Raw genomic sequence first — 12,166 nt, 5'->3', positions numbered from 1 at the left:
TCGATGTGAGCTACGGTCTTCTCCATCGCAAATCCGTAAGCCGGGTTTCAGACGCGAAGGGCGGCATGCCTATGTCGGGTCTCAGCGGCCGAGTCGTCGGCCAGCGCTGGTACACGCCGTACGTCTTCATGCTGCCCGGGCTGCTGCTGTACGTCGCGATGTTCGCCTGGCCGGCGCTGATCGCGGTCCAGCTCGCGTTCTCCGACTACGACATCGTCCACCCGATCCAGTGGTCGGGGCTCGACAACTTCGCCCGGCTTGTGGACGACCCGCGGGTCTGGCTCGCATTGCGGAACTCACTGCTGTTCGTGGTGATGTTCCTGCCGCTGACCGTGGTCGCGCCGCTGTTTCTGGCCATGCTGGTGAACGTCAGGCTGCGCGCGATCCAGACGTTCCGGATGCTCTACTACCTGCCGGTGATCACGTCGATGGTGGCCGTCGCGGTCGCCTGGAAGTACGTGTTCAACCGCGAGGGCGTCGTCAACTGGCTGCTCCAGCTGGCCGGGCTCGGACCGATCGACTTCCTGCTCGACCGGCACTGGGCGCTGCCGACCGTGGTCCTGCTGGAAGCCTGGAAGAACGCGGGCCTGTTCATGATGATCTACCTGGCCGGCCTGCAGGCGGTGCCGTCCGAGCAGCTGGAAGCGGCCACGATCGACGGTGCGAACGGGCGGCAACGGCTCTGGCACGTGATCGTGCCGTCCTTGCGGCCGACGTTCGCGGTCACCCTGATCCTCACCATGCTCGAGGCGATGCGCGCCTTCGAGTCCGTCTACGTGCTGACTCGCGGCGGTCCGCTCGACTCCACTCTCACCCTCGGCTACTACATCTGGTCGAAGGCCTTCGAGGACTACGACATGGGCTACGCCAGCTCGGTAGGCCTGGTGCTGTGGGCGATCATGATCGTCCTCGCCGCGGTCAACCTGCTGGTGACCCGGAGGAAGGACGTCTGATGGCGGCCCGGCGACTGTACCGGCAGACGCTCCGACCGAGCCGGCAGACCGTACGGCGGATCGGGTTCTACATCCTGCTGATCGCCGTGGCCGCGCTGTTCATCGGCCCGTTCCTGATCCTGCTCAGCTCGGCGATCAAGCCGGCCACCCAGGACGTGTTCGGGTTCCCGCCGGACCTGATCCCGCGCCCACCGGTGCTGGACTGGTTCCGGGAGGCGTGGACGACGATCCCGTATGCCCGCTTCCTGGTGAACTCCCTGATCTATGTGGGGATCACGATCCCGGTCTACCTGGTCGTGTCGGCGCTGACGGCGTACCCGCTGGCCCGGATCGCGTTCCGCGGCCGCGGCCTGTTCTTCATGCTGTTCCTGTCGATCATGTTCCTGCCCGGTGAGCTGATGCTGATCCCGCGGTTCCTGGTGATGAGTCAGCTCGAGCTGACCGACACCTTCGCGTCGGTGATCCTGCCCGCGATCCTGTCCTCGCTCGGGATCTTCCTGCTCCGCCAGGCGTTCTCGCAGATCCCGGACGAGATCGTCGAGGCGGCCCGGGTGGACGGCGCGAACGAGTTCGCCATCTTCTGGCGGATCGCCGTGCCGATCGTCGCGCCGACGCTGGCGGTGCTCGCGATCCTCGGGTTCGTCTCGGTCTGGAACAGCTTCATCTGGCCGATGGTCGTGCTGACCAGCCAGTCCAAGTTCCCGATCGCACTCGGTATCGCCTACCTGAGCGGTGTGGCCGGCACCGATGTGCGCGGGCTGGCGGCCGGCACCGTGATCTCGCTGATCCCTGTCATCGCCGTATTCCTCCTGCTCCAGAAACGCATCCTCGACAGCATGGGCGGCGCCGTCAAAGGCTGACCGCCGTACCGCCGCCCACCTCCTCCCCCGCCCACCCCCTGTAAGCAAGTGAGGCCATCAGATGACCCCGCACATCACCAGACGCACACTGCTGCTGGGCTCCGCCGCCACCGGAGTCCTCGCCTGGACGGGCACGTCCGCCGTCCCCGCTTTCGCCGACGCCCTCGTCTACGACTCACCCGAGGCGTTCGATGCAGCCCAATCCGCCTACCTCGCGACCAACGCCCAACACAACGAAGCCGGCCTCTACGCCTGGGGCGAGTCCTACTTCCTGCTCGGCCTGCTCAGGATGTACGAGGCGTACGGCGACCTGCGCTACCTGCAGACCTTCGAGCAACGGGCCGCCCACGTGCTGGCGACCACCGATCAGGGCCGCGGAGTCACCGACTACCTCGGCCGATCGGGCAAGGTCTGGCGGACCGCCGGCAACTACACGGCCGGGCACGGTGTGCTCCCCGACAGCAGCGGAACCGCCGCTATCCAACTCCGCTGGGCCGGCGCGCGGTCGGCCGAGTCCACCGCGGAGGTAGCCAACCCCTCCGGCGCCACCTTCGACCTGATCCTCCGCAACCCCGGCACAACCGCCGTCGTCACCCTGCGTGGCGTCTCGCTCGACCCATCGGCTGCGTCGTACGTCGTGACCGCGGTCAACAACGCCTACACAGCGGGGCTGCGCTGGACCGCCGTCGACCTGAGGACGTCGCCGGCGGCGGCCAACCCGCCAAGCCCGCGGACGATCACCTTCCAGCCGCAGTACTACGCGTTCGCCGTGCACACCGGGATGGTTGCGTTCCCGCTCGCGCGCTACGTGCGGATGGTGTTCAAGTCGCCGAGGCTGAGGCGTGCCGGGCGGATGCGGAAGGCCCTCCAGTTGCTGAGCGCGGTTCGCGAGTCCGTCGCGTTCCACGACTCCGAGTTCGTCGCCCGCGCGGACGGCTCCGGCGACTACGTCTGGCCGAAGGGCGCGCCCATTCCCTTCGACGGCACGATTCAGCCCTACAACCAGAGTCATGGGCTCGGTCAGGCGCTGGTGGAGCTGTACCGAGCGACGGGGGAACAGCGCTACCGCACCAAGGTCGAGCAGATGCTCAAGGCGTACCGGGTCGCCCTCACCCTCGGAGCCGACGGCGCCTACGTCTGGCCGTACTGGCCGCCGCACAGCGAGTTGTACGCCGGATACCCGAAGACCGCGGGTGTTTCGGAGTACACGCCGTCGTACCCGGCGTCCCGGCAGATCGAGGACATCAGTCATGCGGCGATCAGTCTCGAGTTCGTCCAAGCGGCCTACGAGGCGGGCATCGACGACGGTCTGGCGGCGGACGTCCAGCGGTTCACGGCGACGTTCACGAAGAAGGTGATCCGGTCGGCGACCGAGGTCTGGCTCCGCGTCGACGGTACGACGGACGCCGTACCGGCCAATGCGGTCCAATGTGCGCGCTGGGGTGCTTACGCTGAACACGATCCAGTCGTCTACCAGCAGTCCCTGCGGGTGTACGACGCCGTCCAGCTCGTGCCGTCGCAGGGGTCGCACGCACTCGGGATCGCGTACTTGAACTGGGCCAAACAAGGAGCTTGGAGGAAGCAGTGAAGTTTCTGCGTGTCCATACCGACGAGGGTCTGCGCGACGCCGTGCTGACCGACGACGGCCGGGTGGCGACGATGCCGGGGGAGGCCGAGGCGTTCGATCTGGCCCGCCTGCGGGAGCGTGGCGCTGCGGCCGTCGACGCGGTGCCGTTCGAGGACGTGCGCCTTGCCGCGCCGCTCAGTCCCGGCAAGATCGTGTGTGTCGGGTTGAACTACGCCGACCACGCGGCCGAGGGCGGTCAGGAGGCGCCTCCCGAGCCGATCCTCTTCATGAAAGCGCCCGACACCGTGGTCGGCGCGCACGACGACGTGGTCATCCCGCGCGGCAGCGAGAAGACGGACTGGGAGGTAGAGCTCGGGGTGGTGATCGGGCGTACGGCGTCCTACCTCGAGACCGACGCTGAAGCGCTCGAGCATGTCGCCGGCTACGTGCTGGTCAACGACGTCTCCGAGCGGCACTACCAGCTCGAGCGCGGCGGTCAGTGGGACAAGGGGAAGAACGCGCCGACGTTCTGCCCGCTCGGCCCGTGGCTCCTGACCGCCGACGAGGTCCGCGATCCGCAGACGATCAAGCTCGGCCTCGACGTGAACGGCGATGTGCTGCAGGACAGCTCGACCGCGGAGATGATCTTCGGAGTCGCGTACCTGGTCCGCTACATCTCCCAGTTCATGGCGCTCTACCCGGGCGACGTCATCAGCACCGGCACACCGGCCGGGGTCGGCGCCGGACAGAAGCCACCCCGCTACCTGAAGGAGGGCGATGTACTCCGGGTCTGGGCCGACGGGCTCGGCGAACAGCACACCAGGCTGACCTCTGCATGAAAGTCGAGACCTGGCCGGATCCGAGCGCCCTGGGAGCGGCCGCGGCAGCTGCTGCGGCGGAGTCTTTGCGGCGGACGATCGACGAGCAGGGCACGGCCCGGCTCGTGCTGGCGGCTGCGCCGAGTCAGCTGCACACGCTCGCGGCGTTGGCCGTTGCTGAAGGCATCGACTGGCGACGGGTCGAGGTGTTCCACATGGACGAGTACGTCGGATTGCCGCCGGACGCGGAGCAGAGGTTCGGCCGGTGGTTGCACCGGCACTTCGTCGAGCTGGTGCCCTCGGCTCCACCGGTGCAATCGACGGCCGAGCGGCCCGCCGAGCTCGTGGCTTCGACTCCATCGGCAAAGTCGGCAGCCGCGGGGCCCGCCGGCCGAGTGAGTCTGGCGGTGATCGATCCCGACGGTGGGGCGGAACCGGCGGTGGAAGCGGCCCGATACGCAAAGCTGGTGTCGGCCGCGCCGGTCGACATCGTGCTGGCCGGGATCGGGGTTAACGGGCACCTGGCGTTCAACGATCCGCCGGCGGACTTCGCGACGACGGACATCGTCCAGGTGGTCGCCTTGGACAACACCAGTCGGACGCAGCAGGTCGACGAAGGTTTGTTCCGCGCGCTGGACGACGTACCGACACATGCGTGGACGTTGACTGTTCCGTTCCTGTTGTCGGCTCGGGAGATCTTCTGCATGGTGTCCGGGTCGGCGAAGAGGGAGGCGGTACGGCGGACGTTGGCCGGGCCGGTGGATCCCGCCGTACCGGCGACAGCGTTGCACACGTATCCGCGGACCCGGCTGTTCCTCGACCAGGAGGCGAATCCCGATGGGTGAGTACCTGACCGCGATCACGGAGCTCCTCGGGCGGATCGAGGTGGAGGAGAAGGACTCCATCAGCGCGGCGGCTGCGCTGATGGCTGATCAGGTTGCGGCTGATCGGCTGATCCAGGTGTACGGGCCCGGTGGGCACTCGAACCTTGCCGCGCAGGAGATCTTCTTCCGGGCCGGGGGACTGATGCACGTGTCGGCGCTTCTCGACGAGGGGACCTTGCTGTCGAACGGTGCGCTCCGGTCGATGGCGGTCGAGCGTACGCCGGGCTACGGTCGCATCGTGGTCGAGAACGCGGGGCTCGGGTCGGACGATCTGCTGATTCTGGTCAACGCGTACGGGATCAATGCGGCGCTGATCGACGCGGCGTTGACGGCGAAGGAGCGGGGCGTTCGGACGATCGGGGTGAGTTCGCGGCAGCATGCTGAGCAGACCGCGACGACCCATCCCGCACGGCATCCGACTGCCGCCAATCTCCATGATCTGGTGGATGTTGCCGTGGACACCAAGGTGCCGATTGGGGACGCGGTGATCCAGGTGGGCGGGCTGGCGGAGCGGGTGGCTGCGGTGTCGACGTTCGCCAACGCGTTCACGCTGAATCTCATGGTGGTGCAGACGATCGAGCGACTGGTCGAGCTCGGCGTCGTGCCACCGGTCTGGCGTAGCGGAAACGCACCAGGGGGCGACGAGGCCAACGCGCAGTTCGTCGACCGCTTCCGGAACCGAGTGCCATGGCTCTAGTCGGCCGCGATCCCTGGTCCGGCCAACACCTGCACGTCGAACACGCCGACGGCCGCGTCAAGGCGATCCACCGCGAGTCCACGGACGGCGAATCCGACGACGGGGTGCCGTGGATTGGGCCGGGGTTGGTTGATCTTCAGGTCAATGGGTTTGGGGGGTTTGATCTGAATGGGGACGAGCTAGGCGTTGAGACGGTTGTCGGGTTGTGGGAGGTGCTGCGGCGGGTCGGGGTTACGACGTTTGTGCCGACCTTGATTTCCGGGAGTGTGGAGCGGGTTCAGTGGGCTGTGGGAGTGGTGGCGGATGCGCGGCGGCGGTACGCCGAGGTGGGTGCGGCCATTCCGTTCGTGCATCTGGAAGGACCGCATATCTCGGATCAGGACGGGCCGCGTGGGTGTCATGACGCGCGGTTCGTGCGGCCGCCGGATCTCAGGGAGTTCGAGCGGTGTCAGCGGGACGGGCTTATCGGCCTGATCACGATGTCGCCGCACTGGCCGGGTAGCGCGGAGTTCATTGCGGCGGTGCGGGCTACCGGGACGCGGGTGGCCATCGGGCATACGCATGCCGACACCGCGCAGATTCGTGCTGCGGTGGACGCCGGGGCGCGGTTGTCCACCCATCTCGGGAACGGGGCGCACGCGCAGTTGCCACGGCATCCCAACTACCTCTGGGCGCAGCTCGCCGACGACCGACTGGCCGCCGGGTTCATCGCCGACGGGCACCACCTCCCACCGGAGACGTTCGTGGCGATGGTCCGCGCGAAAGGGCTCGAGCGCTCCTTCCTGGTGTCCGACTCGGTGGCGGTCGGTGGCCGACCGCCGGGGTGCTACGAGTCAGCCGTAGGCGGTGACGTGGAGCTCACCGAGGACGGGCGATTGCTTGTCCGCGGTGCCCCGTACCTTGCCGGCGCGGCCGCTCCGCTGAAGGACGGGGTGGCCTGGACAGCCAAGATGTTCTCGTTGCCGGAGGCATTGACCATGGCGACCACGAACCCCGGCCGCATCGTCGGAGGTACGACGGGGCAGTTGCGACCGGGGACGCCGATGTCGAGTGTGGTCACCTTCCGCTGGAGGGACGGCAGGTTGGACTTCAGCTGAGCAAGCCGGTTCAGGCCGTCCGTTCGATGGTGTCGCCGAGAATCGTGTCGATGGCGTCGAGCAGGTCGGGATCGAGCTTGATGCCGGAAGCGGCCGCGGAGTCGGCCAGCTGTGCAGGCCGCGAGCCGCCGACGATCGCCGCCGAGATCCCGGGCTGCTGCAGCACCCACGCGATCGACAGTTGCGCGAGCGACAGGCCGGCATCGGCCGCGAGCGGCTTGAGTCGCTGGATTCGCTCGAGCAGGTCGTCGTACAGGAGTCGTTCGATGAACTCGGACCCGGTCGCATCGGTCGCTCGGGATCCGGTGGGCGGCGGCTGCCCGGGCAGGTACTTGCCGGCCAGCACGCCTTGCGCCAACGGCTGGTATCCGCGGACCACTCGGACACCCCGACGTACAGGACCTTGCCCTGCCTGATCAGGTCGTCGAACGCCCGCAGTGTCTCCTCCAAAGGCGTGTCGTCGTCGTACCGATGCGCCTGGTACAGGTCGATGTAGTCGGTCCCCAGCCGTCGAAGCGTCACGTGCGCAGCCTCCATCACGTGCTTGCGCGACAGCCCGCGCTCGTTCGCGCCCGGGCCGGTCGGCCAGTACGACTTGGTGAGGATGTCGACCGACTCCCGCCCCCGCGGTGTCGAAGGTGGTGATCCCGGCGTCGAGGGCGCGCCGTAGGGCAGAATCTGGGAGCGACACCGCCATCGACGCGGTCAGATTGAAAGCGCTCCCGGACTGTCTTCCGCCCCTTCACCAGACAGGAGAGCAGCACTCATGAGATGGATCACCCGCGGCCTACGGGCGGCCGCGCTCGCCCTCGGCGTGGTCGTCCCGGCCACGACACCCGGCGCCGGCGCGGCGACCGAGCTCATCAAGAACGGCTCCTTCAGCAGCGGTACGACGAACTGGTGGAGCGCCAACGCCCCGATCAGCGTCGACGCCGGTCAGCTGAAGGCTGTCGTCCCCGGCGGTACCGCGGAGCGGTGGGACGCGATGCTCGGCCAGAAGGTCCCCGCCTTCCCGATCCACCAAGGCCACCGCTACATCCTGTCCTTCGACGCCCGCGCCTCAGCGCCTCGCGAGATCCGGACAACGGTCCAGGTCAACACAGCGCCGTACACGTCGACGCTCGACAAGCTCCTGACCGTCGGCACGGAGACGCAGCGGTTCGCGTTCGGGTTCACCGGCTCGCTGGAGACCGCGCAGGCCGAGCTCACCTTCCAGCTCGGCGACCACGCGACCGGTTACACGATCTGGTTCGACAACGTCTCGCTGGTCGACAACTACGCCAACGTGGCCGGGAACCCGGTCTCGCTGACCAGCGGCTTCTACGTCGACCCGAAGTCCAACCCGAAGGACTGGGTGGACAAGAATCCGGGCGACACGGCGAAGACCATCAACGCGGCGATCGCGTCCAAGCCGATGGCCCGCTGGTTCGGCAACTGGAACGCGAACATCGCCGACGCCGTCAACAAGCACGTCGGCCCCGCCGACGCTGCGGACAAGCTGCCGATCCTGGTCGCCTACAACATCCCGGACCGTGATGCCTGCGGTGAGCACTCCGGCGGCGGGGCCGGGACACCCGAGGCCTACCGCGAGTGGATCACGACCTTCGCCGCGGCCATCGGCAGCCGGCCGGCGCTGGTGATCCTGGAGCCTGACTCACTCGGCGACTTCCAGTGCATGGAAGGCGAGGAGGAAGCGACCCGCACCGCGATGCTGAGCTACGCGCTCCAGCAGTTCAAGGACTTCGCGCCGAACACCTGGGTCTACCTCGATGCCGCCAACTACGGCTGGGGTACGACGGGTGGCACGACCCCGCAGGCGATGGCCGAGCGGCTGACCAACGTCGGAGTCGCCAACGCGCACGGCTTCTCGGTCAACGTCTCGAACTACTACGACACCGCGAAGTCGGTTCAGTACGCGGGCTGGATCAACGATCACCTGGCCACGCAAAAGCCGTTCGTCGTCGACACCAGCCGCAACGGCAACGGCCACAACGGCGAGTGGTGCAACCCGCCGGACCGCAAGCTCGGTGCGACCACGCAGCTCGGTGGCGGGGCGGAGATGGTGCTGTGGGTGAAGGTGCCTGGTGACTCCGACGGCGACTGCGGTATCTCGGACCGGCCGGCCGGCCAGTTCGGTCCGGAGCTGGCGATGGCGTTGATCACCGGGGACAGCACCCCCTAGCTGACCGGGCCCGAGTGGGCCGTCCCGTCGGCCCGGGCCCGGTCGTTCGGCGCTGGTACGACGTACGGTGGACAGGCGCCCGTACGTCGTACCAGCTGCTACTGCTTCAAGGCGGCGGCGATGGTGTCCGCGATCGGCGTGGTCGGGCGGCCGATCAGGCGGCTGAGGTCGCTGCCGCGGCCGGCCAGCAGGCCGCGCTCGATCGCCGCGTCGACGTCGACCAGGATCCCCACCATCGGCTCCGGGACGCCGGCGCCGCTCAGGATGCCGAGCAGCACCTCACCCGGAACGTTGTTGTGGGCAACGTCCTTCCCGGTCTGCCGGGACAGCTCGGCGGCGTACTCGGCCAGCGTCCAGGACGTGTCGCCGTTCAGCTCGTAGGCCTTCTTCTCGTGGTCGTCACCAGTCAGTACGGCGGCTGCCGCGGCGGCGTAGTCGCGCCGGGACGCGGACGCGATCCGGCCGTCACCCGTCGCGCCGACGACACCGTGCTCGAGGTGGACGGGCAGCTGCTGGGTGTAGATCTCGGTGTACCAGCCGTTGCGCAGGAAGGTGTAGCTCAGGCCGGAGTCGAGAATGGCCTGCTCGGTCGCCTTGTGGTCCGCGGCCAGGTCGAAGTCGGCCTCGGGTCCGCCGAGGACGCCGGTGTAGGCGATCCGGGCGACGCCGGCCGCCTTCGCGGCGTCGATCACGGCGGTGTGCTGAGCGATTCGGCTACCGACCTCGCTGCTCGAAATGAGCAGCACGGTATCGCCGGCCTTGAACGCCGTGGCGAGACTGGCGGGGTCGTTGTAGTCGGCCATCCGGATCTCGACGCCACGGGCCGCGATGCCGGCGGCCTTCTCGGCGTTCCGCACCGCGGCGACGACCTGGTCGGCCGGGACGCGCTGCAGCAGTTCGTCGATGACGAGGTGGCCGAGCTGGCCGGTGGCGGCGGTGACGACGATGCTCATCCGTTCTCCTTTTGGTTGATCGTTGTATCACCAACAGCGTAGGAGCCAGGTGGAAGCGGTTCTATGTCTATCTAGCGCTGGTTTATGTCTGATCGTCTTGCGTGGGACGCGTATCATGAGAGGTATGGATGTTCTCGCTGATGTGCTGGCCGCGATGCGGTCCGGTCCGGCCACGTCCGGGCGGACCGAGGTGCGTGGCCCGTGGGGGCTGCGGTTCCCCGAAGCGCCGACAGCAGCTTTTCACGTGATTCACCAGGGGACGTCCTGGCTGCTGGCGCCAGACGAGTCACCGCTCGCACTCGGGCCCGGCGACGCGGTCCTGCTGCCGCGCGGACTCGAACACACCCTGGCGGATCACCCGGACTCGCCGGTCGTCGACTTCGATCCCGACGACATCCCGACCGGCGGCGACGGGGCCCGCTCGCTCCTGCTCTGTGGTGCGTACCGGCTCGATCGCCAGCGCCCGCACCCTGTTCTCACCAACCTGCCCGAGGTCGTTCACGTCCCGGCCGATCCAGGCCGGCACCGGACCCTGCACACCGCGATCGGGATCCTCGGCGAGGAGCTCGACGCGAACCGGCCGGGGGCGGCGGCCGTCGTACCGGCGCTGGTGGATGCGCTTCTGGTGCTGATCCTTCGTGCCTGGCTGGAGGACCGGCGGTGCCCGACCGAGGGCGGCTGGTCGCGGGCGCTGACCGACACCGCGGTCGCGCAGTCGCTCGAGTTGATTCACTCCAAGCCGGGCGCCAACTGGACCGTCGCGGATCTCGCTTCGGACGTCGGGCTGTCCCGCGCGGCCTTCGCCCGGCGCTTCACCGAAGCCGTAGGCGAGCCGCCGCTGACCTACCTGTCCCGCTGGCGGATGACGACGGCCGCGCGCCTGCTGCGCGACCACGATCGTCCGCTCGCCGCCGTGGCCAAGGAGATCGGGTACACCTCGGAGTTCGCGTTCGCCAAGGCGTTCAAGCGCGATTTCGGGATCGCCCCCGGCGCCTACCGCAAGCAGCCGGCACTCAGTGGTACGTGAGGTCGTCCGGTCGTAGCGTCGCCACCAGCTCGCCCCGGCTGCGGACACCGACCTTGGCGAAGGCCGCCTTCAGATGGTCCTGCACTGTGTGCGGCGAGATCGACAGCCGGTCGGCGATCTCCGCGGTGGTGTGACCGGAGATCACCTCGAGGCAGATCTCCCGCTCCCGGCTGGTCAGTCCGTACGCAGCCAGCAGCATGCCGACCAGGTGACGGCCGGATGCCGGCTCGATCGTCACCACGACTTCGGACTGGTCGTCGTCGCTGATCAGCCGGCTGCCCTGCAGGACCACCCAGCCGCCGGTCGCGGTCTGCACCCGGGCCTGGAACGACCCGGTCGCAGCGGCCAGCGTCCCCGTCACCACAGCGCGCAGCAAGGTGGTGAACCGGCCGGGCGCGATCTCGTCCAGCGCGTCCTGCCAGGTCTGCGCGGCCGGCGTGACCGCGCGGGGCTCGCCACCCGGCCCGGTCACCACGATCGACGGTCCGACCCCTCCTCGATACCCGTGGGCATCGGTACGGACCGCCACTCTTGTCGCTGCGCCGATCGCCGGCGCCACCGACCCGAGGAACTCCATCTCGCGATCGGTGAAATCCGTCCCACCCCGGACGAACCCGGCCGCGCCCCAGCAGTCCCCGTCGACGACGAACGCCGCCCGCAGCTCGTACTCGATCCCGAGCGGTCGCCAGACCTCGTTGAGCCGCCGGTGCCGGACGACCTCACGGTACGGCAGGTCGGACAGCCGGGCCACCGGGTACGGCCGCTTGGCCAGCTCGGCGAACGAGTTCGGGTTGTCCGCGGCGTACTCGGTCTCGGCCAGCATCGGTTCGTACTCCGCTGGGATCTTCACCCTGCCGCTGGTCATCGAACTGATCACCAGCGTGCCGGGATCCATCGACATCCAGCAGGTCAGGTCGTCGCCGATGACCTGCTGCAGCACCTCGATCGCGGCCGCGTGCAGTTGGGCGACGCCCAGTCCTGACGTCGCCAGTGCCGCGATGTCGCGCCGCGCGGCTCGCGCCCGGCCCTCCCACATGGGCTCAGTATGCGCCGCCGCCGACCGCCCGCCTATCCCCGAAATGTGGGGAATCGGCGCCCGCCACGAGCCCAGCCGGACGGGATGGTTCC

Annotated in this window: 11 protein-coding genes and 1 pseudogene; 9 read left to right on the top strand and 3 right to left on the bottom strand. The window is 68.4% G+C overall.

Annotated elements, in window-relative coordinates; all coding sequences use genetic code 11:
- Nucleotides 1-65 precede the first annotated feature (65 nt).
- The 7 genes from AB0H36_RS10260 (at nucleotide 66) to AB0H36_RS10230 (ending at nucleotide 6,876) form a co-directional block, all read left to right on the top strand.
- Nucleotides 66-953: a sugar ABC transporter permease gene (locus tag AB0H36_RS10260; protein WP_360519676.1), complete on the top strand. Its 888-nt coding sequence runs from the start codon at nucleotides 66-68 to the stop codon at nucleotides 951-953.
- The gene (locus AB0H36_RS10255; RefSeq protein WP_360519674.1) at nucleotides 953-1,813 is read left to right on the top strand and encodes a carbohydrate ABC transporter permease; all 861 of its coding nucleotides are present in this window, start codon (nucleotides 953-955) and stop codon (nucleotides 1,811-1,813) included. The genes AB0H36_RS10260 and AB0H36_RS10255 overlap by 1 nt, the downstream gene beginning before the upstream one ends.
- Nucleotides 1,814-1,874: 61 nt before the next feature.
- Nucleotides 1,875-3,401: a hypothetical protein gene (locus AB0H36_RS10250; protein ID WP_360519672.1), complete on the top strand. Its 1,527-nt coding sequence runs from the start codon at nucleotides 1,875-1,877 to the stop codon at nucleotides 3,399-3,401.
- Nucleotides 3,398-4,219: a fumarylacetoacetate hydrolase family protein gene (locus AB0H36_RS10245; RefSeq protein ID WP_360519670.1), complete on the top strand. Its 822-nt coding sequence runs from the start codon at nucleotides 3,398-3,400 to the stop codon at nucleotides 4,217-4,219. The genes AB0H36_RS10250 and AB0H36_RS10245 overlap by 4 nt, the downstream gene beginning before the upstream one ends.
- Nucleotides 4,216-5,043, top strand: a complete 828-nt coding sequence (locus AB0H36_RS10240) for a 6-phosphogluconolactonase (protein WP_360519668.1) — start codon at nucleotides 4,216-4,218, stop codon at nucleotides 5,041-5,043. The genes AB0H36_RS10245 and AB0H36_RS10240 overlap by 4 nt, the downstream gene beginning before the upstream one ends.
- Nucleotides 5,036-5,779, top strand: a complete 744-nt coding sequence (locus AB0H36_RS10235; protein WP_360519666.1) for an SIS domain-containing protein — start codon at nucleotides 5,036-5,038, stop codon at nucleotides 5,777-5,779. Before AB0H36_RS10240 ends, AB0H36_RS10235 begins: the two co-directional genes overlap by 8 nt.
- On the top strand, nucleotides 5,770-6,876 hold the full coding sequence (locus AB0H36_RS10230; RefSeq protein WP_360519664.1) for an amidohydrolase family protein: 1,107 nt from the start codon (nucleotides 5,770-5,772) through the stop codon (nucleotides 6,874-6,876). Before AB0H36_RS10235 ends, AB0H36_RS10230 begins: the two co-directional genes overlap by 10 nt.
- A 10-nt stretch (nucleotides 6,877-6,886) precedes the next feature.
- On the opposite strand, the pseudogene AB0H36_RS10225 reads toward AB0H36_RS10230, so the two are convergent.
- Nucleotides 6,887-7,482 (bottom strand): annotated as a pseudogene (locus tag AB0H36_RS10225) (aldo/keto reductase).
- 160 nt (nucleotides 7,483-7,642) lie between these two features.
- Here AB0H36_RS10225 and AB0H36_RS10220 point away from each other — a divergent pair.
- Entirely contained in the window at nucleotides 7,643-9,058 is a 1,416-nt protein-coding gene (locus tag AB0H36_RS10220) for a glycoside hydrolase family 6 protein (protein WP_360519662.1), read from the top strand.
- A gap of 98 nt (nucleotides 9,059-9,156) precedes the next feature.
- Here the strand turns inward: AB0H36_RS10220 and AB0H36_RS10215 are convergent, their stop codons facing one another.
- A complete protein-coding gene (locus tag AB0H36_RS10215) occupies nucleotides 9,157-10,011 on the bottom strand; it encodes an SDR family oxidoreductase (RefSeq protein WP_360519660.1) in 855 nt (284 codons plus the stop codon).
- A gap of 124 nt (nucleotides 10,012-10,135) precedes the next feature.
- On the opposite strand from AB0H36_RS10215, the gene AB0H36_RS10210 reads away from it, so the two are divergent.
- Nucleotides 10,136-11,038 carry an AraC family transcriptional regulator gene (locus AB0H36_RS10210; protein WP_360519658.1) on the top strand — a complete coding sequence of 301 codons (903 nt, stop codon included), beginning with the start codon at nucleotides 10,136-10,138 and terminating at the stop codon, nucleotides 11,036-11,038.
- Here the strand turns inward: AB0H36_RS10210 and AB0H36_RS10205 are convergent.
- A complete protein-coding gene (locus AB0H36_RS10205) occupies nucleotides 11,025-12,074 on the bottom strand; it encodes a helix-turn-helix transcriptional regulator (protein WP_360519656.1) in 1,050 nt (349 codons plus the stop codon). The genes AB0H36_RS10210 and AB0H36_RS10205 overlap by 14 nt on opposite strands.
- Nucleotides 12,075-12,166: the final 92 nt, after the last annotated feature.

Origin of the sequence: Kribbella sp. NPDC050820 (assembly GCF_040653975.1) — a bacterium.
Classification (GTDB): domain Bacteria; phylum Actinomycetota; class Actinomycetes; order Propionibacteriales; family Kribbellaceae; genus Kribbella.
This window is presented reverse-complemented; position numbering and strand designations above follow the sequence as displayed.

Excerpts from the sequence above, each read along its gene's own strand:
- AB0H36_RS10260 (WP_360519676.1), top strand. The coding sequence starts at position 66 with ATGCCTATGTCGGGTCTCAGCGGCCGAGTCGTCGGCCAGCGCTGGTAC.
- AB0H36_RS10255 (WP_360519674.1), top strand. The coding sequence starts at position 953 with ATGGCGGCCCGGCGACTGTACCGGCAGACGCTCCGACCGAGCCGGCAG.
- AB0H36_RS10250 (WP_360519672.1), top strand. The coding sequence starts at position 1,875 with ATGACCCCGCACATCACCAGACGCACACTGCTGCTGGGCTCCGCCGCC.
- AB0H36_RS10240 (WP_360519668.1), top strand. The coding sequence starts at position 4,216 with ATGAAAGTCGAGACCTGGCCGGATCCGAGCGCCCTGGGAGCGGCCGCG.
- AB0H36_RS10235 (WP_360519666.1), top strand. The coding sequence starts at position 5,036 with ATGGGTGAGTACCTGACCGCGATCACGGAGCTCCTCGGGCGGATCGAG.
- AB0H36_RS10230 (WP_360519664.1), top strand. The coding sequence starts at position 5,770 with ATGGCTCTAGTCGGCCGCGATCCCTGGTCCGGCCAACACCTGCACGTC.
- AB0H36_RS10220 (WP_360519662.1), top strand. The coding sequence starts at position 7,643 with ATGAGATGGATCACCCGCGGCCTACGGGCGGCCGCGCTCGCCCTCGGC.
- AB0H36_RS10215 (WP_360519660.1), bottom strand. The coding sequence starts at position 10,011 with ATGAGCATCGTCGTCACCGCCGCCACCGGCCAGCTCGGCCACCTCGTC.
- AB0H36_RS10210 (WP_360519658.1), top strand. The coding sequence starts at position 10,136 with ATGGATGTTCTCGCTGATGTGCTGGCCGCGATGCGGTCCGGTCCGGCC.
- AB0H36_RS10205 (WP_360519656.1), bottom strand. The coding sequence starts at position 12,074 with ATGTGGGAGGGCCGGGCGCGAGCCGCGCGGCGCGACATCGCGGCACTG.